Below are 20489 nucleotides of genomic sequence, written 5' to 3' on the forward strand. Positions count from 1 at the left end.
ATGGATATCAACGCCGCAGAAATCTCGAAGGTCATCAAGGACCAGATCGCCAATTTCGGCACCGAAGCGCAGGTCAGCGAAGTCGGTTCCGTTCTGACCGTGGGTGACGGCATCGCCCGCGTCCATGGCCTCGACAACGTCCAGGCGGGCGAGATGGTCGAATTCGCCAACGGGATTCAGGGCATGGCGCTGAACCTGGAAGCCGACAATGTCGGTGTCGTGATCTTCGGGTCCGACAGCGAGATCAAGGAAGGCGACACCGTCAAGCGCACCGGCACCATCGTCGACGTGCCCGTCGGCAAGGGTCTGCTGGGTCGCGTCGTGGACGGCCTTGGTAATCCCATCGACGGCAAGGGTCCGATCGTGTCCGACCAGCGCATGCGCGTCGAGCGCAAGGCGCCCGGCATCATCCCGCGCACCTCGGTCCATGAGCCCGTGCAGACCGGCCTCAAGGCCATCGACACGCTCGTCCCCGTCGGCCGCGGCCAGCGCGAACTGATCATCGGCGATCGCCAGACCGGCAAGACCGCCGTCGCGATCGATACCTTCATCAACCAGAAGACCGCCAATGCGGGCGATGACGAGAGCAAGAAGCTCTACTGCATCTATGTCGCGATCGGCCAGAAGCGCTCGACCGTGGCGCAGATCGTCAAGCAGCTCGAAGAAAATGGCGCGATGGAATATTCGATCGTCGTCGCCGCTACCGCTTCCGAGCCTGCCCCGCTTCAATATCTTGCGCCCTATACCGGCGTGACCATGGGCGAATATTTCCGCGACAACGGCATGCACGCCGTCATCGTCTATGACGATCTGTCCAAGCAGGCCGTCGCCTATCGCCAGATGTCGCTGCTGCTGCGTCGTCCTCCGGGCCGCGAAGCCTATCCTGGCGACGTTTTCTATCTGCACAGCCGCTTGCTGGAGCGCGCGGCGAAGATGAACAGCGACAATGGATCGGGTTCGCTGACCGCGTTGCCCATCATCGAGACCCAGGCGGGCGACGTGTCGGCCTATATTCCGACCAACGTGATTTCGATCACCGACGGCCAGATCTTCCTCGAAACCAACCTCTTCTACCAGGGTATCCGCCCGGCCATCAACGTCGGCCTGTCGGTGTCGCGCGTCGGTTCCGCCGCGCAGACCAAGGCGATGAAGAAGGTGTCCGGCTCGATCAAGCTGGAGCTGGCGCAATATCGCGAAATGGCGGCCTTCGCCCAGTTCGGTTCGGACCTTGATGCTTCGACGCAGAAGCTGCTGAACCGTGGCGCGCGCCTGACCGAGCTGCTCAAGCAGGCGCAATTCTCGCCCCTGCCCTTCGAAGAGCAGACCGCGTCGATCTTCGCTGGCACCAACGGCTATCTCGACGGGATCGCCGTCAGCGATGTGAACCGCTATGAAGAGATGATGCTGGGCTATCTGCGCCACGAACATGCCGACGTGCTGGGCATGATCCGCGATACCAAGGATCTGGGTGACGAAGCCAAGAGCAAGCTCAAGGCCGCGCTCGACAGCTTCGGCAAGACGTTCGCGTGATCGCTCGCGCCGCTCTTCTGCTGGCGTGCGTCACCGCTGCTCCTGCGTTCGCGCAAGGATCGGCGGATGACGTCGCCTCGGGCGGCGCGCTCAATGGTCGCTGGACGGTCGATCTGTCGCCCGCCGGAGACAAAAGCTACGTCAAGACGATGGCGTTGACGCTTCAAGCGGACGGCAGCGTGTCGGGTAGCTTTTACGATAGCGACATTCAAACGGGGCGCTGGAAAGCCGGAAACGGCCGTACCTGCGTCAGCTTTCGGACGACGGACGGGGCCGGTCCCTATCACACGGCCGCTTGTCTGACAGGCGGCAAGGTGGAAGGGCAGACATGGGCCGAACATCGCAATTTCCTGTTCAACTGGAACGCCGAGCGCGCCCAATGACGGTAGTGAACAATGGCTAGTCTTAAAGAACTGAAGATCCGGATCGGGTCGGTCAAATCGACCCAGAAGATCACCAAGGCGAAGCAGATGGTCGCCGCCGCGAAGCTGCGCAAGGCGCAGGCCGCAGCGGAAGCCGCGCGTCCCTATAGCAGCCGTCTGGAAGCCGTGGTCGCCAGCCTCGCGTCGAAGATTGCGGGCGGTTCGGGCGAAGGCGCATCGCCGCTGCTGGCGGGCACCGGCAAGGATGAGGTGCATCTGCTGGTCGTCGCCAACTCCGACCGTGGCCTCGCTGGCGCGTTCAACGCGAACATCGTCAAGGCCGCACGCGTGAAGGCGGATGCGCTGATCGAGCAGGGCAAGACGGTGAAATTCTACCTGATCGGCCGCAAGGGTCGCCCGGTGATCAACCGCCTCTACCCCGGCGCGATCGTTGCCCAGTTCGATACCACCGGCGCCAAGCAGCCCGGCTATGATCAGGCGCAGGCGATCGCGAACGAGCTGACCACCATGTATCTGGACGGCAAGTTCGACATGGCGCACCTTTTCTATTCGCGCTTCAAGTCGGCCCTGTCGCAAATCCCGACCGAGCAGCAGATCATCCCCGTCAAGATCCCGGCCGATGCCGACCGCAACGCCATTGGCGCCACGGTGGAATATGAGCCGAGCGAGGAAGCGATCCTGGACGACCTGCTGCCGCGCAACATCGCGATCCAGCTGTTCAAGGCGCTGCTGGAAAACAACGCATCCGAACAGGGCGCGTCGATGAATGCGATGGACAATGCCACGCGCAACGCAGGCGACCTGATCAACAAGCTGACCATCCAGTATAACCGCAGCCGCCAGGCCGCGATCACCACTGAACTGGTCGAAATCATCTCGGGCGCGGAAGCCCTCTAAGTACACGCACGCAAGGAAGCAGTCATGGCAACCACCAACAATGTAGGCCGCATTTCGCAGGTCATCGGCGCCGTCGTCGACGTGACCTTCCCCGATGCGCTCCCGTTCATCCTCTCGGCGCTGGAAACCAGCAATAACGGACAGCGGCTGGTGCTCGAAGTCGCCCAGCATCTGGGCGAAAACACCGTCCGCACCATCGCGATGGATTCGACCGAAGGTCTGACCCGCGGCCAGGAAGTCACCGACACCGGCGCGCAGATCAGCGTTCCCGTCGGTCCGGCCACGCTCGGCCGCATTCTCAACGTCGTCGGTGAACCGATCGACGAACGCGGCCCGGTGCAGACCGAGATGCGCTCGCCCATCCATGCCAAGGCACCCGATTTCGTCGACCAGTCGACCGAAAGCTCAATCCTGGTCACCGGCATCAAGGTCATCGACCTTCTCGCCCCTTATGCCAAGGGCGGCAAGATCGGCCTGTTCGGCGGCGCGGGCGTGGGCAAGACGGTTCTCATTCAGGAACTCATCAACAACATCGCCAAGGGCCATGGCGGCACGTCGGTCTTCGCAGGCGTGGGTGAGCGGACCCGTGAGGGCAACGATCTCTATCACGAATTCCTCGACGCAGGCGTTATCGCCAAGGACGCCGATGGCAACGCCATTTCCGAAGGCTCCAAGGTTGCGCTGGTTTATGGCCAGATGAACGAGCCTCCAGGCGCGCGTGCCCGCGTTGCCCTGTCGGGCCTGACCATCGCCGAATATTTCCGCGACGTCGAAAATCAGGACGTGCTGTTCTTCGTCGACAATATCTTCCGCTTCACCCAGGCAGGCGCGGAAGTGTCCGCTCTGCTCGGCCGTATCCCGTCGGCCGTGGGCTATCAGCCGACGCTGGCGACCGACATGGGCCAGTTGCAGGAGCGCATCACCTCGACCAATAAGGGTTCGATCACTTCGATCCAGGCCGTGTACGTTCCCGCGGACGATCTTACCGATCCGGCACCGGCAACCTCGTTCGCGCATCTTGATGCGACCACGAACCTCAACCGCGCGATTTCGGAGCTGGGCATCTACCCGGCGGTCGATCCGCTCGATTCGACCAGCCGCATGCTGACCGCCCGCACCGTGGGCCAGGAACATTATGACACCGCCCGCGCGGTCCAGTCGATCCTGCAGAAGTATAAGTCGCTGCAGGACATCATCGCCATTCTGGGCATGGACGAGCTGTCCGAAGAGGATAAGCTGACCGTTGCCCGCGCGCGCAAGATCCAGAAGTTCCTTTCGCAGCCCTTCCACGTCGCCGAAGTCTTCACCGGCATCAGCGGCAAGTTCGTGCAGATCGAAGACACGGTGAAGTCGTTCAAGGCCGTGGTCGATGGCGAATATGACCATCTGCCCGAAAACGCCTTCTACATGGTCGGCGGCATCGACGAAGCCGTCGAGAAGGCCAAGAAGCTGGCCGCCGAAGCGGCGTAAGCAGAATCTATCTAGCCCTCTCCCGCCTTCGCGGGAGAGGGTTGGGTGAGGGTCTTCCTCTCTTTCTGGCAATGAGCGGAAAGACAGGAAGACCCTCACCGACTTTGACTAGGCAGCAAGCTGCCAAGTCTTCGTAGCCTCTCCCGCGAAGGCGGGAGAGGGCAAGAGGATCGAAAACATGGCACTGCATTTTGAACTCGTGACCCCCGAAAAGCTCGTTCGTGCGGCGGACGTGTGGCAGGTCGTGGTGCCGGGCACCGATGGCGACTTCGGCGTGCTGGAGGGCCATGCGCCTTTCATGTCGACCGTGCGCGACGGCAGCATCCAGATCTATGCGTCGGCAGGGGCCACGCCGGAGATTATTCCGGTCCAGGGCGGCTTTGCCGAGGTCAATGAAAAGGGCCTGACGGTGCTGGCCGAAAAGGCGGGTTGATCCTTCAGCGATAGAGCGGCGGGCATTGGCCCAACCGCATGAGGAGGGGTGCTGTTGGCGCCCCTTTTTATTGTCACCCTATGTTCGCCCCCGTGGGCGGGCACTGATTGGCCAATGCGCCATTAGCCATTTGTCAAAGTTTCCAATCTATTCACCTTATCCGACACCATCAGGCCGGCGACGGTCGCGAATTGCTGGCGGAGATATATGAGCGCCTTTGGACGGAAAAATGGACCTGCCGCGATCAAGACCGGCTTTGGCGTCGCCCGACCGATGCACGGCGGCAGCGCGAAGGAGGAGCCGCGCGGCGGCGACCAGTTCCCGCCACTCGACATAGCGTCGCTGCCCGGCGAGAGTTTCGACTCGTTGTCTGCCCCGACAAGCCAGATGCAGCGCAATGCCGATGCGATGATGCGCCTGTCCGATCGCGCCAATGCCGAGCATCTGCCCGACGCCGGGCCGCAAGGGTTCGAGGCGAGCGTCCACAAGATCAAGGAGCAGGTGCTGCCCCGCCTGCTGGAACGTGTCGACCCCGAAGCCGCGGCGACGCTGACCAAGGATGAGCTGGCGGAGGAATTCCGCCCGATCATCCTGGAGGTGCTGGCCGAACTCAAGCTCACCCTCAACCGGCGCGAACAATTCGCGCTGGAAAAGGTGCTGGTCGATGAATTGCTGGGCCTTGGCCCGCTCGAAGAATTGCTGAACGACCCGGACATCACCGACATCATGGTGAACGGACCGGACCAGACCTATATCGAAAAAAAGGGCAAGCTGGTCATCGCCCCGATCAAGTTCCGCGATGAGGAGCATCTGTTCCAGATCGCGCAGCGGATCGTCAACAAGGTCGGCCGCCGCGTCGATCAGACTACACCGCTGGCCGACGCCCGCCTGCCCGACGGCAGCCGCGTCAACGTGATCGTGCCGCCGCTGAGCCTCAAGGGCACGGCGATCTCGATCCGTAAATTTTCCGCCAAGCCGATTACGCTCGACATGCTGGCCAATTGGGGCGCGATGAGCCCCAAAATGGCGACCGCGCTCAAGATTGCCGGTGCCTGCCGGTTCAACATCGTCATTTCGGGCGGCACCGGTTCGGGCAAGACGACGATGCTTAACGCCCTGTCGAAAATGATCGATCCGGGTGAGCGCGTGCTGACGATCGAGGATGCGGCGGAACTGCGCCTGCAACAGCCGCACTGGCTGCCGCTCGAAACCCGCCCGGCCAATCTGGAAGGCAATGGCGCCATCACCATCGGCGATCTCGTCAAGAACGCCCTGCGTATGCGGCCGGACCGCATCATTCTGGGCGAAATTCGTGGCGCGGAATGTTTCGATCTGCTGGCGGCGATGAACACCGGCCATGATGGCTCTATGTGTACGCTGCACGCCAACAGCCCGCGCGAATGCCTGGGCCGTATGGAAAATATGATCCTGATGGGCGACATCAAAATCCCCAAGGAAGCAATTTCCAAGCAGATTGCCGATTCGGTCGACCTGATCATCCAGGTGAAACGCCTGCGCGACGGATCCCGCCGCATCACCAACGTCACCGAAGTCATCGGTATGGAGGGCGACGTCATCGTCACCCAGGAATTGTTCAAATTCGAATATCATGACGAGGATGACAGCGGGAAGATCGTCGGCGAATATCGCTCGATGGGCTTGCGTCCCTATACGCTCGACAAGGCGCGGATGTTCGGCTTCGACCAGCCGTTTCTGGAGGCGTGTCTGTAAGTTATGATGTTCGGGAGGGGTTTTCCCTTCCATTCCCCTTGCGCTTGGCACGGGCGGACGGCACATCAGCCTCTCCCTATAAGAGAGGATCCCCGATGAACCGTCTCGCCCGTACCGCACTTGTTGCAACCGCCCTTTGCCTTCCCCTCCTGCCGCTGGCCGCCCAGCATGCCGATCATGCCGCGCATCAGGCTGCCGACCCGATCGCGGCCGCTGTCGCCGCACCGAGCCGTACCCCGGCCAATGTCGCGCGCGACCAATATCGCCATCCGGCCGAGACGCTGGCCTTCTTCGGCGTCACCCCCACCCAGACCGTGGTGGAATATAGCCCCAGCGGTGGCTGGTATTCCGAAATCCTCGCACCCCTGCTGCGCGACAAGGGGCGTTTCTACGCGCTCCAGCCTAGCGGCCGTTATCTGGACGGCTACAAGACGTTCCTGGCCGCCAAGCCGACAGTCTATGACAAGGTGACGCTGGTTGCCCATCCCGATGCAGCCGGCACGATCCCGGCGGGGAGCGTGGATACGGTGCTGACCTTCCGCAACGTCCATAATATGGTCATGGCAGGCAGCGAAGCGGCAACCTTCAAGGCCTTCTTCGCGATGCTCAAGCCCGGCGGCACGCTGGGCGTGGTCGATCATCGCCTGCCCGAAGATCGCGACAGCGCGCTGGAAAAGAGCAGCGGCTATCTCAAAGTCTCGACCATCAAGCGGATTGCGCAGGAGGCAGGCTTTGAATTTGTCGAGGCGTCGGAAGTGAATGCCAACCCCAAGGATACGACCGATTGGGCCAAGGGCGTGTGGACATTGCCGCCTGGCCTCAGCCAGAAGGAGGTCGATCGCGACAAATATCTCGCTATTGGCGAGAGTGACCGGATGACGCTCAAATTCCGCAAGCCTGCGGCATAAGCCTTTCCTGACCAAGCCCGGTTGCGTCATCGCGCGACCGGGCTAAGGCGGGGGCGTGACCCTTGCCGCTCGCCCCCATCGCCCGCTCCTGGCCATCGGCCTACGCCTGACCGCGGTGATCTGCCTGTCGGCGATGTTCGTGACGGTGCGGATCGTCGACCAGCGCGGCGTGCATATCGTCGAATCGCTCTTTTACCGGCAGGCGCTTGCCCTGCCCTTCGTGATCGCCTGGCTTTCCATGTCCGGCGGACTGGGCGCGGTGCGGACACGGCGGATCGGCGTGCATGCCAGCCGGATGCTGCTGGGCATGACCGGCATGCTGCTCAATTTCCTGTCCTATATCCTGCTGTTGCCCGCCGAGGCGGCAACGATCGGCTTCACCATGCCGATTTTCGGCACCATCCTGTCGGCGCTGATCTTGCGCGAAGCTACGGGCGTGCATCGCTGGAGTGCAGTGCTGATCGGCTTTGTTGGCGTGCTGGTGATGATCCGGCCCGAAGCGGGGCATTTTCCGATGCAGGGCGTCGCGGTCGCGATCGTGGCCGCGATCGTGACCGCCAGCGTCAGCCTGGTGCTGCGCGCGCTGGGCCGGACGGAAAATGCTGGCGTGGTCGTATTCTGGTTCACCACGCTGTCGATGATCCCGCTGGGCATTGCCATGCCCTTCTTTGCGCAGAGCCATGATCCGCTGACATGGGGGCTGCTGCTGCTGATCGGCTGTGTCGGCGGGATCGCGCAGTTGTGCCTCACCGCATCGCTGCGATGGGGGCCGGTGTCGGTGGTGCTGCCGATGGATTATAGCGCGATCATCTGGACCACGTTGCTGGGCGTCGCGATCGGCGAGGATTGGCCGATGCTCACCACCTGGATCGGCGCGAGCCTGATCATCGCCAGCGGCCTGTATATTGCCTGGCGCGAACATCGTCGCGCCAGGCAATTGGTCGTCAGTTCAGCAGTTCAGCATCCAGACTGATCTCTGCCTTCAGCAACTTGGAGATCGGGCAGTTCGCCTTGGCCTTGCCCGCCAGTTCCTGGAAAGTAGCATCGTCGGTGCCGGGGATGGTCGCCTTGAGCGTCAAGTGGCTGGCCGTCACGGCAAAACCGTCATCCTGCTTTTCCAGCGTCACGACGGCATTGGTTTCCATCTTGTCCGCCGTCAGCCCGGCTTCGCCCAGGATCAGTGACAGCGCCATGGTGAAGCAGGAAGCGTGGGCGGCCGCGATCAGTTCTTCGGGGTTGCTGCCCGGCACACCTTCAAAGCGCGTGGCAAAGCCATAAGGGTAGGCGTCGAGCGCGCCGCTCTGGGTGGAGATGCTGCCCTTGCCGTCCTTGAGGCCACCACTCCAGGCCGCCGAACCGTTGCGATTGATCTTCATCGTGTCACTCCTCTTGTGTCAGCCATGGAACCCCAGCCCGCCCGCATGGTTGCATCAGTATAGCGACATTATGTGAGGAGAGTGACGATGGCCGAACTGGCTATGCACAATCGCGGCGACCTGATCGCATCGGACCGGGTCGAAGGCACCACGGTCTTCAACAAACAAGGCGAGAAACTCGGCAAGATTTCCAACTTCATGGTCGACAAGAAGAGCGGACAGGTGCGCTATGCCGTCCTGTCGTTCGGCGGGTTCCTCGGCATGGGCGAGGACCATTACCCCTTGCCCTGGTCGATGCTGGACTATGACGTGGAACAGGGCGGCTATGTCGTTGAACTGGACAAGCAACTGCTGGAGGATGCCCCCCGCTATGCCGACGAGCAGCGCCCCAATTATGACGACGGCTATGGTCGCAACGTCTATCAATATTATGGGCTGATCTACCCCTGGTAACAGCCCCCTTACCGCCTATCCCCAGGCGCGCGCGATCAACGGATCGCGTGCGCCTTTTTCTATGGTGGTCGCTTTCATCCCTATTCCGACCATCGAAAAACCGCCACTCCCTGCCGCTTGTCATTTGTCTATCTCATAGATAGAGTTATTGCAGGGGCGGAAGCAAGAGGAGTGAGTCATGAACCGATTCGGATATTCAAATGGCGCTCAACAGCCGGTGGTGCTTTTGGTCCCAGGCCTGAACAATAGCGGACCTGACCATTGGCAAACCCGGTGGGAGGAAAGCCGGGGCGATTGCCGACGGGTTGATCTGGGTCGTTGGGCCAGTCCCAACCGCAATGCCTGGGTTACCCGCCTGGACGCGGCGATCCGTGAGATTGACGGGCCGGTCGTGCTGGCCGCCCACAGCCTGGGCTGCATTACCGTAGGCTGGTGGGGGGCGTTACAAAGCCAGGCCTATGGCTGGCCGGTGATTGGCGCATTGCTCGTCGCGCCGCCCGATTGCGAACGGGTGGAAACGCCTGATACGATCGGTGGCTTTGGCCCGACACCCCAATCACCGCTGCCCTTCCCCTCCATCCTGGTGGCGAGCCGCGATGATCCCTATATTTTCTTCGAGCGCGCCCATAGCATCGGCAAATATTGGGGCAGCGCGTTCGTCGATGCCGGGCATTGCGGGCATATCAACGCGGAATCGGGACTGGGCGACTGGGCGTTCGGACAGGGCTTGCTGGACCGATTGATCGACAATGCGCGCGTTCGGCCGCTGCCCACCCACCGGGCTTTACCGACCACGCATCGCATCCGGGCGGCGACCCACGGGGCGGCGCATGCGTACCGCTAATCCTGCAGGCGAGAAGCTGACGTTGACGCCACCCTAATTTTCATTATTTGTCTACTTATAAAGTTGAGATAAAGGAGGGGCAGGAGGTATATATGACGGACCAAAGACCGATCGAATTGCGACACACCCATGCCGATACGCCGCGCATCGACATCGCCGCGAGCATCGAAAAGATACGCGATGCTTTGCAGGAACTGCGCTTCGGCTCGATCACGCTGACGGTGCATGACGCCCGCGTGGTGCAGATCGACGTGACGGAAAAGACCCGCCTCACCGCCTGACAACAGGATGGGGCAACATCTTGCCGGTTCGGGCCGCGCGCCGTCGCAGCCTTTAACACCGGCGCATCATTGGGGCCTTGAAGCCCGACCTACTCGGCCATGACCGGACCACCGGAATCGCCGCGATCACACATCCACCGGACAGCCGGACCTAAAGGGGATAATTATGATTGCGCGTTTCCTGTTGCTCGCCAGCGTGGCGAGCGCTTCCATCATCGTGCCTGCCGCTTATGCGCAGACGCAAGCCCCCGACGGGGCACCGGACCAGTCCGACGCCGAGGCTCAGCGGGTGCGCGGCGATGTGATTGTCGTTACTGCGCGGCGTCGCCAGGAGACGGCGCAGGAAGTGCCGCTCGCCATCTCGGTGATCCGTGGCGACAGCATCGAATCCACCGGCAATTTCAACATCGTCAAGCTGCAACAGCTTGCGCCCACGTTGCAGGTCTACACCACCAACCCGCGCAACACGTCGGTCAATATCCGTGGTCTTGGCGTGCCGTTCGGCCTGACCAGCGACGGGTTCGAACAGGGCGTGGGCATTTATGTCGACGATGTCTATAATTCGCGTGTCGCCGCGGCGACCTTCGACTTTCTGGACGTGGCCCAGGTCGAAGTCCTGCGCGGCCCGCAAGGCACGCTCTATGGCAAGAACACCACCGCCGGCGCGATCAACATCACCACCAACCAGCCGACCTTCGATTTCGAGGGCCGCGCCGAACTGACCGTCGGTAACCTGAACTATAAGCAGGCCAAGGCCGCCATATCCGGCCCGCTGACCGACACGATCGCCGCGCGGATCGCGATCGCGTCGACCAGTCGGCGCGGCACATTGTTCAACACCACCAGCGACCGGTGGATCAACGAGCAGGATAATCTGGGCCTTCGCGGCCAGTTGCTGTTCAAACCCGATGAAGATCTCAGCATCACCCTGTCGGGCGATTACAGCAAGCAGAACCCCGAAGGCTTCGGCACCGCCTTCGTGCGTGTCGGCCGCACCCAGCGCGCGCTCAACCGGCAATATGACGCCCTTGTCGCCGCGATCAACGCCGCCAATCCGGGCCGCAACTATACGCCCAGCCGCAATGTCTATGATCGCGTGACTGATCTCGACTCCAGCTTGAACGCCGGCAACAAGATTGGTGGCGCATCGCTGAAGGTGAATTGGGATCTGGGCGCAGGCAAGCTCACCTCTGTCACCGCATGGCGGTTCTGGGACTGGAAGCCGGAAAATGATCGTGACTTTACCGGCCTGTCGATCGTGTCGCGATCGCAGAACCCCTCGCAACAGGACCAATATAGCCAGGAATTCCGCTACAGTCAGGAAGGCGACCGGATCGATTTCGTCGTCGGCCTGTTCGGCTTCAAGCAACGGATCGACACCCAGGGCACCGAGCAACAGGGTGCCGACGCCAGCCGGTGGAGCCTGACCGGTGCGCTAGCCAATGATCCCAGCGTGCTGCAAGGCCTGACCGCCAGCAACACGCAATATCTCAAGAGTGACAGCGCAGCGCTGTTCGGGCAGCTCAGCTGGAAGGTGACCGATGCGCTGACCATCCAGCCGGGCGCACGCATCAACTATGACAAGAAGTCGGGCTATTACGAGCGCGTGGTGACCAACGGACAGGGCCAACTCATCAGTTGCACCCCGACCCCGGCTGCCGGATCGGTATTGGCCGCGCAATGCGGCGTCTACCAGCCGCAGGTCAGCGCGCCATCCGACAGCGCCTGGAACTTCACCTACGACTTCAACCTGAACTACAAGTTCGCGCGCGATGTCCTCGCCTATGCGACCTATGCCAAGAGCTTCAAGACGCTGGGCATCAACCAGAATGGCTTGCCCCTCAACGCCGACAATAGTGTCAATTACGATGCCGGAACGGTGAAGCCCGAATCGGTCAATCATTATGAAATCGGTTTGAAGACCCAGTTGTGGGATCGTCGGGCGACCTTCAACCTCTCCGCCTTCCGTACCGACATCAGGAATTTCCAGGCGACGGTGAATGGTGGCCAGTTCGGCACGGTGCGCGGCTACCTCGCCAACGCGGGCAAGGTCCGGTCGCAGGGCATCGAAGCCGACTTCAAGATCACGCCGAGCGATCGCTTCAGCGCCTATGCCAACGGTGCCTATACGGATGCGAAGTATAAGAGATTCACCAACGCACCCTGCCCGCCCGAATTGTCGGGCGGCACGCTTCAGCCCGCCAGTGCAACGCCGGATTATTCGCAAGCCGGTGTCCCCGGCGCGCTCAGCCCGCGCCAGTGCGATATTTCGGGGCAGGCACTGCCCGGCGTGTCGAAATGGGCCTTCTCCTACGGCGCGGAGGTCAATGCGCCGGTCACTTTGCTGGCGAAGGAGGGCCAGGTCTATCTTGGCGTCGATGGCAATTATCGGTCGCGCTGGAATTCGAACGCCTCGCCTTCAATCTATACCGAGGTCAAGGGCTATGCGCTCACCAACGTCCGCGCCGGTTTCCGGGGCGAAGGCTTCGATGTCTTCGGCTGGGTCCGCAATGCCTTCGACGTAAATTACATCGAAACATTGCAGGTCGCGCCCGGCAATACCGGCCTGATCGCGGGCCAGCCCGGCGATCCGCAAACCTGGGGTGGCACGATCAAATTCTCCTTCTGACAGGCTCCCACCCTGCGGGTGCGATCCACTGGATCGCACCCGTTTCTTTGCGCATTTGCGGCCCGGCCCAGGGTGGGGTAGAGCGCACCCATGTCCACGACCTTCACGATCGACACGGCGACCAGCCGCGCCACGCCCACCCCAGCCCCCATGAAGCGGCTGACCGTGCCCGCCATCCAACGGCGCAAGTTCGAGGGCAAGACGACCGAGCCGCTGGTGATGCTGACCGCCTATACCGCGCGGCAGGCACAATTGCTCGATCCGCACTGCGACATGCTGCTGGTCGGCGATTCGCTGGGACAGGTCATCTATGGCCTGCCATCCACGCTGGCCGTCACGCTCGACATGATGTGCGCCCATGGCGCCGCCGTCGTGCGCGGCAGCTATCATAGCGTCGTCATCATCGACATGCCCTTTGGCAGCTATGAAGCGTCGCCGCAGCAGGCCTTTGCCAGCGCCAGCCGCATCATGGCGGAAACCGGCGCGGCGGCGGTCAAGCTGGAGGGCGGGCAGGCCATGGCGGAGACGATCAGCTTCCTTGGCCAGCGCGGCATCCCGGTCATGGCGCATATCGGCCTGACCCCGCAAGCGGTCAATGCGCTGGGCGGCTATGGCGCGCGGGGCAAGAGCCAGCAGGAACATGCCAAGATCATGGCCGATGCGCGCGCCGTCGCCGATGCCGGTGCCTTCGCCATGGTGCTGGAGGGAGTAATGGAGGAACTGGCCGTTGCCATCACCGACAGCGTCGATGTGCCGGTCATAGGCATCGGTGCGTCCGCCCATTGCGACGGACAGGTACTGGTGACGGAGGATATGCTGGGCATGTTCGAGCGTGTACCCCGTTTCGTCAAACGGTTCGACAATATCGCCCAAAGCATCGACGGCGCCGCCCAGCGTTACGCCGCCGATGTGCGCAGCCGCGCCTTCCCCACCGAAGAACAGGTCTATCGCCCGAAAAAGTGATTTGCCTGTGGCATAAGCGCCGCTATTGGTCGCGCCTTCTGCCCTTACATATTTCTGATCCATGTCCCGGAGAATGCAGTGGCCCTGACGCCGCAAAATAGTGAAGCCTTCATGCGTGAAGTCGACGAAGCCGTCCGGCAGGACCAGCTGACATCCTTCTGGCAGCGCTATGGCCGCGTGCTTCTGGTCGTTCTGGTGCTGGGCCTCGCGGCTTTTGGCGGATGGCTCTATTGGCAGCAGCATCAGCAGAGCCAGTCCCATGCCGTGTCCGAAGAGATGGACGCAGTGCTGACGACAGCTGCTGGTGGCGGAACGCCCGATGCCAAGCAGCTCGACACGCTGACCAAGGCTGACCAACCGGGCTACCGCGCGTCGGCGCAATTGCTCAAGGCGGGCGTGGCCGCGCGCAAGGGCGACGCCAAGAGCGCGATCGCGCTATACGCAGCCATGGCCGCCGACACTGGCCTCGACCAACCCTATCGCGACCTGGCGCTGATCCGCCAGACCGCATTGGAATTTGAGACGCTCAAACCCCAGCAAGTGGTCGATCGCCTCAAGCCGCTCGCGGTTGAGGGTGCGCCCTGGTTTGGCAGCGCAGGCGAACTGGTCGCCATCGCCTATGCCAAGATGGGCAAGACCGATCTGGCAGGCCCCATGTTCGCCGCGCTGGCCAAGGACAGCAATGTGCCGCAGTCGATCCGTTCACGCGCGCGTCAGATGGCAGGCGTCATGGGGATCGACGCGGTAGAAATACCGGCCGAACCGACGGAAGGGTAACGAGCAAATGGGACAGCATAAGATGAAGAGATTTGCGCCCATGGGCCGCGCCCTGACGCTCGCCGCCATGATCGTGATGGTCGCCGGGTGCGGCATCATCGGCGGCAAGAAGGGCGGACCCAAGACCCCCGTGGTCGGCAATCGCGTATCCATCCTGACCAGCGAACAGGGTGTCGAGGTTGAACCGAGCCTGGCCGACGTTCAGGTCACCCTCCCCGCCCCCGCCGTCAATGACAGCTGGTCGCAGCCGGGCGGCGATCCGTCCAAGGCGATGGGCCATGTCGCGCTCGGCGGTTCGCCGACGCAGCTATGGACCGCGAGCATCGATGGCAGTTCGCCGCAGGCCCGGCTCGCCGCCTCACCCGTCGTGGCGGGTGGCAAGCTGTTCGTGACGGATGCGGGCGCCCATGTCATTGCGTTCGATGCCGCCAGCGGATCGAAATTGTGGCAGACCAACCTGCCTGCCGAGGGCAAGGGCAATGGCCGGTCGCTGTTCGGCGGCGGCGTCAGCGTCGTCGGTGATCGCGTGTTCGCCAGCACCGGCCTTGGCGACGTGTTCGCGCTCAATGCCAACGATGGCGCGATCCTCTGGAAAAAGCATCTGGCCGGGCCACTGCGCGGCGCGCCGACGCTGGAAAATGGCCATGTCTATGTGATGGGCCAGGATAATCAGATTTTTGCGTTGAACCAGTCCGATGGCGAAACCCAGTGGACCGACAGCGGCACCTTGCAGGTCACCGGCATTTTCGGCGTCGCCGCCCCTGCCGCCGCGCAGGGCACGGTCGTTGCGGGCTATAGCTCTGGCGAAATCAACGCCTATCGCTACGAAAATGGCCGCACGCTCTGGGGCGATGCGCTCTCGCGCACCAGCATTTCGACGGCGGTTGCGACCCTGACTGACATTGACGCCGATCCGGTCATCGACCGTGGCCGCGTCTTCGCGATTGGTCAGGGCGGCCGCATGGCCTCCTATGAACTCACTAGCGGCCAGCGCCTGTGGGAAATCAACATCGCGGGCATCTCCACCCCCTGGGTGGTGGGCGAGTGGGTGTTCGCGGTCACGAGCGATGCGCGCCTGCTCTGCGTCGCCCGCGCGACCGGCAAGATCCGTTGGGTCAGCCAGTTGCGCCGCTGGCAGAAAGAAAAGAAGAAGGACAAGGCGATCCGTTGGACTGGCCCGGTGCTGGCAGGCGGTCGGCTGATCGTCGTCTCGACGCGCGGCCAGATGGTCTATGTCGACCCCACGACCGGGACGGTGCAATCGGAAGTGGACATGAAACATTCCATGTCGCTCTCGCCCATCGTCGCCAATAATATACTTTATGTTCTGGCGGATGACGGCAAACTGACGGCGTTCCGCTAAACCGATTATTCGTGCTAAGCATGCTCCTGCGAAGGTCGGAGCCCAGTTCCTCGGCTTTTGGACTGGGTTTCTGCCTTCGCAGGAGCATTGCGTTTTTTAGATAAGAAGGAAACGGGCCTCCATGCTGCCCATCGTAGCCATTGTCGGGCGGCCCAATGTGGGCAAGTCCACCCTGTTCAACCGCCTGATCGGCAAGAAGCTCGCACTGGTCGACGACCAGCCCGGCGTCACTCGCGACCGGCGGGAGGGCGAGGCGCATCTGCTCGGCCTCGACTTCACCATCGTCGACACCGCCGGCTATGAAGATGAGGACGCCAACAGCCTGCCCGGCCGGATGCGGATGCAGACTGAAGCGGCTGTGGAAAATTGCGACGTCGCCTTGTTCATGATCGACGCGCGCGCGGGCATCACGCCACTGGACGAGGAAATCGCCCGCTGGCTGCGCGCCAATGACGCACCGGTCATTCTGGTCGCCAACAAGGCGGAGGGCAAAGCCGCCGACGATGGCGTGATGGAATCCTTCAGCCTGGGGTTGGGCGAGCCTGTCCCCTTTTCGGCCGAACATGGCCAGGGCATGGCCGACCTGTTTCAGGCGCTGCTGCCCCATGTCGAGCGCGAAGGCGACGAACCGTTCGAGCGGGAATTTTACGAGGATGACGAGAGCGCCCCGCTCAAACTCGCCATCGTCGGCCGCCCCAATGCAGGCAAGTCAACGCTGATCAACCGCCTGCTGGGCGAAAACCGCCTGCTGACCGGGCCGGAAGCGGGCATTACCCGCGACAGCATCGCCGTCGACTGGATGTGGACCAGCCGGGAGGGTGTGGAGCGCCCCGTCCGCCTGATCGACACGGCAGGGATGCGCAAGCACGCCAAGGTACAGGACAAGCTGGAAAAACTGGCCGTCACCGACGGTCTGAACGCTGTGAACTTTGCCGAAGTCGTGGTGCTGCTGCTCGATTCGACGCGCGGACTGGAAGCGCAGGATCTGCGCATCGCCGACAAGGTGCTGGAGGAAGGGCGCGCGCTGGTCGTCGCACTCAACAAATGGGATACGGTCGAACATGGTTCGGCCTTGTATCAGGGCATCAAAAAAGCGCTGGACGACGGGCTGGCGCAGGTGCGCGGCGTGCCCATCATGACCGTGTCGGCGGCCACCGGCAAGGGTCTGGACGACCTGATCCATGTCGCGTTCGAAACGCGCACCGCCTGGTCGCAGCGCGTGTCCACCGGCGTCCTCAACCGCTGGTTCGAAACCGCGCTGGAGGCCAATCCACCGCCAGCGCCGGGCGGCAAGCGGATCAAGCTGCGCTACATCACCCAGAACAAGACCCGTCCGCCGACCTTCGTGCTGTTCGGCACGCGGCTGGACGATCTGCCCGAAAGCTATCGCCGCTATCTGGTGAACGGCATAAGGCGGGAACTGGGCTTTGGCGCCGTGCCGGTGCGGCTGACGCTACGGAGCGCCAAGAATCCTTATGCCACAAAATGAGCCGCTGTCGGTCAACGCGCGCGGCATGAAATGCCCCTGGCCCGTGCTGCGCGCGGCACGGGCCATGCGCGGGGCCGATGCGGTGGTGGTGGAGGCCGACGATCCGATCGCGCCTGCCGAACTCGCGGCCCTGGCAAGCGCGCAAGGCTGGGCGTTCGAGGCGCTGAGCGACCATCGCTTTTCACTGCGCCGCCCAGGCTGATCATCATCCCGCTTTAACCACCTGTTTACGCAGCCCGCCTATTTCCAGACCTTAGCCAAAGGAGCGGTGCGCGTGCCCCATCAAGAGACCGATCTGGTCAACTGGACCGAATTTACCCGGACCCGGAATGAGCTGGGCGCCGCATTTCCACGTATATTGGGCTATTTTCGCGAAGATGGCGTGAAGTCGATCCAGGCAATCGAGCAGGCATTCCGCGCGCGCAACGCCGTCGCACTGGTCACCCCCGCGCACACGCTCAAGGGGGAATCGGCGCAGTTCGGTGCCTATCGCCTCAGCGCCATGGCCGAAGAGATTGAAATGGTCGCCCGCCGCTGCGTGGAAACCCGTGAGCAGCCCGACGAACTGATCGAAACGGTCGTAGCGTTACGCCCCTGCTTCACCGAAACATTGGCGCTGCTGGATCGCGACGCCAACCCGCTGGTCGCGCGCCGTCCCGTGACCTTCGGTCGCCGTACCGAAACCCCGGCCCAGGGCTTTGGCCGCGCCATATGAATTTACGTATTGAAATAAAACCCATCATGCCCCCATATGGAGAGCATGACACGCTTTTCCCTGCTCGATCTCGTCCCCGTCCGCGAAGGCGACAGCATTGCTACCGCGCTCGCCAATACAGCTGACCTCGCCGCCCATGCCGAAAGGCTGGGCTATCACCGTTTCTGGGTCGCCGAACATCATGGCATGGCGGGCATCGCGTCGGCCGCGACGTCGGTCGTGCTGGCGCATATCGGTCAGGCGACATCGACGATCCGCATCGGCGCGGGTGGCATCATGCTGCCCAATCATGCCCCCCTGCTGATCGCCGAACAGTTCGGCACGCTCGACGCGCTCTTCCCCGGCCGGGTTGATCTGGGGCTGGGTCGTGCACCGGGGTCGGACCAGCGGGTGGCGCAGGCGATCCGCCGCACGCTTGTCGGTGGCGCTGATAATTTCCCGCGCGATGTGATGGAAATACAGGCCTATTTCGCTGCCGACGATCGGCTGGGTATTCAGGCGACACCGGGCGCAGGCGCGAACGTGCCGCTGTGGATTCTGGGCTCCAGCCTCTATGGCGCGCAACTCGCTGCGGCGCTGGGCCTCCCCTACGCCTTCGCCTCGCATTTCGCGCCCGCTGCACTGGATGAAGCGATTGAAATTTACCGCCGCGATTTCCGCCCCTCGGCCCAGCTGAAGGAGCCTTATGTAATGGCGGGCTATAATGTCTTCGCAGCCGACAGCATGGCTGACGCGCAATTGCTCGCCAGCTCGATGCAGCAGGCATTTGTGCGGCTGCGCACCGGCCAGCCGGGCAAGCTCAAGCCTCCCGTAGCAGATTATTACGACACGCTGCCGCCCCAGGCGCAGATGATGCTGGCTGATTTTCTGAGCGCGTCGAGCATCGGGACGCAAGCGGATGTCGAGCGTGACGTGGCCGCATTCTTGCGTCGCACGCGCGCCGACGAACTGATCCTGACCGGGCAGGTTTTCGATCTTGCCGCCCGCAAGCACAGCTTTGCCATCGCCATGGCGGCGGCGCAGGCGATCACCGCGCCTGTACCCGCGTTATAGGCGACCCCCGCTGAGCAAGGCGGCAGCGCGCGGCGCGACGCGACGGAGTATCCTGCCCAGCGCCACCACTGCGACCAGCACCAAGAGCGGCTGAAGGATCAGGTAGAACGGATAAAGCGGCGATCCCAGCGGGCCGGTCAGCGTTCCCAGAAATGGTCCGCCAAGCCAGATCAGGATCAGGTGCGCGCAAAAGAGCAGGAAGACGAACGGTTCGATCCGCAGCAACATCGCGCGCGCCCGGCTGCCCGCCAGTGCCCAGGCAATGCGCCAGAAAGCGACGACAGCGCTCAGGCGAACGGCCAGGTCCAACGTCCGCTGCGCCAGCACCGCCTCGCCATCGCCGACCATGATCGCGCGATAAAGCTGCGCCCCCATCAACAGCGCGAAGGGCAACAGCGCCCATAACAAGGGCAAGCGAATGATCCGCGCCTCCCAGGCACCTCGTCGCGCCATGATGCCCAAGGTGAAGAAGAACAGGATCGACGCGCGCATCAGCACGGGTGGCCCCAATCCCGTGACGTGGCACGCCGCCGCAACCAGCGCGATGATCCCTAATGCCCAGCCCGGCGCCCGCACCAGCAGCGGCGCGGCGACCATGCACAGGAACAGGTCGCGCAAAAATCCCATCTGGACATTGATGTCGGGATTGCGGGTGAGGACCAGCATTTCATTCACGACCCACCAGAGCGACCGCGGCACGGGCGCGGAAAGGCCAAGTGTCAGCGCAGCGCTCGATACCAGCAGGATCGCAATGCCATTCCACAGGATCATGGGCAGCAAGATCGTCCGCGCCTTGCGCCGGACATGCCCGCTCCAGTTGCGCGTACCGCTCGACCCCGCCACCAGCCAGCCTGATATCAGCCCCAGCAACGGCACAGCGCTGCGGCCGAATAATTCCATCAACAGCCAGCGCAGATTTTCCTGCGCCGTTCCGCGCAACGCATTGAGCGCTTCGCCGTTCAAGCCGGTCCAGGCATGAACATAAACCACGCCGAGGATGCAGATGACACGGGCTATGGCAATCGCGTCGGAGCGCCGCGCTCCATCGTCCGTCATCGTTTCGGGCACGAAAATATCCTGTTCTAGCGCAGGCTCAATGCCCCAAAGCCTGTCCTGTTCCCCTGTAACGATCCGATCCGTTTCGGACCAACCGCTACCTTTTGGCAAGAAGCCATGCCCCAAATTGTCCGATCA

21 protein-coding genes are annotated in these 20489 nt (G+C 62.6%); 19 read left to right on the forward strand and 2 right to left on the reverse strand.

Annotated features, from left to right (window positions below):
- From atpA to ACZ2HM_RS10035, 8 genes are all read left to right on the forward strand, one after another.
- Entirely contained in the window at positions 1–1530 is a 1530-nt protein-coding gene (gene atpA / locus ACZ2HM_RS10000; protein ID WP_037477463.1) for a F0F1 ATP synthase subunit alpha, read from the forward strand.
- Positions 1527–1913, forward strand: a complete 387-nt coding sequence (locus ACZ2HM_RS10005) for a hypothetical protein (protein ID WP_193378882.1) — start codon at positions 1527–1529, stop codon at positions 1911–1913. Before atpA ends, ACZ2HM_RS10005 begins: the two co-directional genes overlap by 4 nt.
- Before the next feature lie 12 nt (positions 1914–1925).
- Positions 1926–2810, forward strand: coding sequence for a F0F1 ATP synthase subunit gamma (locus tag ACZ2HM_RS10010; protein WP_037477465.1), 885 nt, complete (start codon positions 1926–1928; stop codon positions 2808–2810).
- 24 nt (positions 2811–2834) lie between these two features.
- The gene (gene atpD / locus ACZ2HM_RS10015) at positions 2835–4280 is read left to right on the forward strand and encodes a F0F1 ATP synthase subunit beta (protein WP_037477467.1); all 1446 of its coding nucleotides are present in this window, start codon (positions 2835–2837) and stop codon (positions 4278–4280) included.
- Positions 4281–4458: 178 nt separating this feature from the next.
- The gene (locus ACZ2HM_RS10020; RefSeq protein WP_037477469.1) at positions 4459–4713 is read left to right on the forward strand and encodes an ATP synthase F1 subunit epsilon; all 255 of its coding nucleotides are present in this window, start codon (positions 4459–4461) and stop codon (positions 4711–4713) included.
- 207 nt (positions 4714–4920) lie between these two features.
- A complete protein-coding gene (locus ACZ2HM_RS10025) occupies positions 4921–6444 on the forward strand; it encodes a CpaF family protein (RefSeq protein ID WP_037477472.1) in 1524 nt (507 codons plus the stop codon).
- Positions 6445–6539: 95 nt separating this feature from the next.
- A complete protein-coding gene (locus ACZ2HM_RS10030; protein ID WP_037477474.1) occupies positions 6540–7352 on the forward strand; it encodes a class I SAM-dependent methyltransferase in 813 nt (270 codons plus the stop codon).
- 88 nt (positions 7353–7440) lie between these two features.
- Positions 7441–8325, forward strand: a complete 885-nt coding sequence (locus ACZ2HM_RS10035) for a DMT family transporter (protein ID WP_470426834.1) — start codon at positions 7441–7443, stop codon at positions 8323–8325.
- Here ACZ2HM_RS10035 and ACZ2HM_RS10040 read toward each other — a convergent pair.
- The gene (locus ACZ2HM_RS10040; RefSeq protein WP_037477476.1) at positions 8297–8728 is read right to left on the reverse strand and encodes an OsmC family protein; all 432 of its coding nucleotides are present in this window, start codon (positions 8726–8728) and stop codon (positions 8297–8299) included. The two genes, ACZ2HM_RS10035 and ACZ2HM_RS10040, sit on opposite strands and share 29 nt — an antisense overlap.
- A gap of 87 nt (positions 8729–8815) precedes the next feature.
- Between ACZ2HM_RS10040 and ACZ2HM_RS10045 the strand changes: the two genes are divergently transcribed.
- From ACZ2HM_RS10045 to ACZ2HM_RS10095, 11 genes are all read left to right on the forward strand, one after another.
- Positions 8816–9181 carry a PRC-barrel domain-containing protein gene (locus ACZ2HM_RS10045; protein ID WP_037477478.1) on the forward strand — a complete coding sequence of 122 codons (366 nt, stop codon included), beginning with the start codon at positions 8816–8818 and terminating at the stop codon, positions 9179–9181.
- 178 nt (positions 9182–9359) lie between these two features.
- Positions 9360–10025, forward strand: a complete 666-nt coding sequence (locus ACZ2HM_RS10050) for an RBBP9/YdeN family alpha/beta hydrolase (RefSeq protein WP_037477480.1) — start codon at positions 9360–9362, stop codon at positions 10023–10025.
- 92 nt (positions 10026–10117) lie between these two features.
- Positions 10118–10306 carry a YezD family protein gene (locus ACZ2HM_RS10055; RefSeq protein ID WP_037477482.1) on the forward strand — a complete coding sequence of 63 codons (189 nt, stop codon included), beginning with the start codon at positions 10118–10120 and terminating at the stop codon, positions 10304–10306.
- A gap of 166 nt (positions 10307–10472) precedes the next feature.
- Positions 10473–12935, forward strand: coding sequence for a TonB-dependent receptor (locus tag ACZ2HM_RS10060; RefSeq protein ID WP_470425141.1), 2463 nt, complete (start codon positions 10473–10475; stop codon positions 12933–12935).
- Between the two features lie 90 nt (positions 12936–13025).
- The gene (gene panB, locus ACZ2HM_RS10065; RefSeq protein ID WP_037477487.1) at positions 13026–13898 is read left to right on the forward strand and encodes a 3-methyl-2-oxobutanoate hydroxymethyltransferase; all 873 of its coding nucleotides are present in this window, start codon (positions 13026–13028) and stop codon (positions 13896–13898) included.
- Between the two features lie 78 nt (positions 13899–13976).
- The gene (locus tag ACZ2HM_RS10070; RefSeq protein WP_313923327.1) at positions 13977–14675 is read left to right on the forward strand and encodes a tetratricopeptide repeat protein; all 699 of its coding nucleotides are present in this window, start codon (positions 13977–13979) and stop codon (positions 14673–14675) included.
- Between the two features lie 40 nt (positions 14676–14715).
- Positions 14716–16038, forward strand: a complete 1323-nt coding sequence (locus ACZ2HM_RS10075) for an outer membrane protein assembly factor BamB family protein (RefSeq protein WP_470426835.1) — start codon at positions 14716–14718, stop codon at positions 16036–16038.
- A gap of 121 nt (positions 16039–16159) precedes the next feature.
- A complete protein-coding gene (der, locus tag ACZ2HM_RS10080; protein WP_037480361.1) occupies positions 16160–17527 on the forward strand; it encodes a ribosome biogenesis GTPase Der in 1368 nt (455 codons plus the stop codon).
- On the forward strand, positions 17514–17729 hold the full coding sequence (locus ACZ2HM_RS10085) for a sulfurtransferase TusA family protein (RefSeq protein WP_037480362.1): 216 nt from the start codon (positions 17514–17516) through the stop codon (positions 17727–17729). Before der ends, ACZ2HM_RS10085 begins: the two co-directional genes overlap by 14 nt.
- A 72-nt stretch (positions 17730–17801) precedes the next feature.
- Entirely contained in the window at positions 17802–18242 is a 441-nt protein-coding gene (locus ACZ2HM_RS10090) for an Hpt domain-containing protein (RefSeq protein ID WP_470425142.1), read from the forward strand.
- A gap of 45 nt (positions 18243–18287) precedes the next feature.
- A complete protein-coding gene (locus tag ACZ2HM_RS10095) occupies positions 18288–19295 on the forward strand; it encodes an LLM class flavin-dependent oxidoreductase (protein ID WP_470425143.1) in 1008 nt (335 codons plus the stop codon).
- Here ACZ2HM_RS10095 and ACZ2HM_RS10100 read toward each other — a convergent pair.
- Entirely contained in the window at positions 19290–20351 is a 1062-nt protein-coding gene (locus ACZ2HM_RS10100; protein WP_470426836.1) for an acyltransferase family protein, read from the reverse strand. The two genes, ACZ2HM_RS10095 and ACZ2HM_RS10100, sit on opposite strands and share 6 nt — an antisense overlap.
- Positions 20352–20489: the final 138 nt, after the last annotated feature.

This window comes from Sphingobium sp. KKT206 (assembly GCF_055640555.1).

Bases quoted from the DNA above. Each gene is read 5' to 3' on its own strand.
- ACZ2HM_RS10100 (WP_470426836.1), bottom strand. From the start codon at position 20,351: ATGACGGACGATGGAGCGCGGCGCTCCGACGCGATTGCCATAGCCCGT.
- ACZ2HM_RS10020 (WP_037477469.1), top strand. From the start codon at position 4,459: ATGGCACTGCATTTTGAACTCGTGACCCCCGAAAAGCTCGTTCGTGCG.
- ACZ2HM_RS10045 (WP_037477478.1), top strand. From the start codon at position 8,816: ATGGCCGAACTGGCTATGCACAATCGCGGCGACCTGATCGCATCGGAC.
- ACZ2HM_RS10095 (WP_470425143.1), top strand. From the start codon at position 18,288: ATGACACGCTTTTCCCTGCTCGATCTCGTCCCCGTCCGCGAAGGCGAC.
- der (WP_037480361.1), top strand. From the start codon at position 16,160: ATGCTGCCCATCGTAGCCATTGTCGGGCGGCCCAATGTGGGCAAGTCC.
- panB (WP_037477487.1), top strand. From the start codon at position 13,026: ATGTCCACGACCTTCACGATCGACACGGCGACCAGCCGCGCCACGCCC.
- atpA (WP_037477463.1), top strand. From the start codon at position 1: ATGGATATCAACGCCGCAGAAATCTCGAAGGTCATCAAGGACCAGATC.
- ACZ2HM_RS10075 (WP_470426835.1), top strand. From the start codon at position 14,716: ATGGGCCGCGCCCTGACGCTCGCCGCCATGATCGTGATGGTCGCCGGG.
- ACZ2HM_RS10060 (WP_470425141.1), top strand. From the start codon at position 10,473: ATGATTGCGCGTTTCCTGTTGCTCGCCAGCGTGGCGAGCGCTTCCATC.
- ACZ2HM_RS10030 (WP_037477474.1), top strand. From the start codon at position 6,540: ATGAACCGTCTCGCCCGTACCGCACTTGTTGCAACCGCCCTTTGCCTT.
- ACZ2HM_RS10010 (WP_037477465.1), top strand. From the start codon at position 1,926: ATGGCTAGTCTTAAAGAACTGAAGATCCGGATCGGGTCGGTCAAATCG.
- ACZ2HM_RS10050 (WP_037477480.1), top strand. From the start codon at position 9,360: ATGAACCGATTCGGATATTCAAATGGCGCTCAACAGCCGGTGGTGCTT.
- atpD (WP_037477467.1), top strand. From the start codon at position 2,835: ATGGCAACCACCAACAATGTAGGCCGCATTTCGCAGGTCATCGGCGCC.
- ACZ2HM_RS10025 (WP_037477472.1), top strand. From the start codon at position 4,921: ATGAGCGCCTTTGGACGGAAAAATGGACCTGCCGCGATCAAGACCGGC.
- ACZ2HM_RS10040 (WP_037477476.1), bottom strand. From the start codon at position 8,728: ATGAAGATCAATCGCAACGGTTCGGCGGCCTGGAGTGGTGGCCTCAAG.
- ACZ2HM_RS10055 (WP_037477482.1), top strand. From the start codon at position 10,118: ATGACGGACCAAAGACCGATCGAATTGCGACACACCCATGCCGATACG.
- ACZ2HM_RS10085 (WP_037480362.1), top strand. From the start codon at position 17,514: ATGCCACAAAATGAGCCGCTGTCGGTCAACGCGCGCGGCATGAAATGC.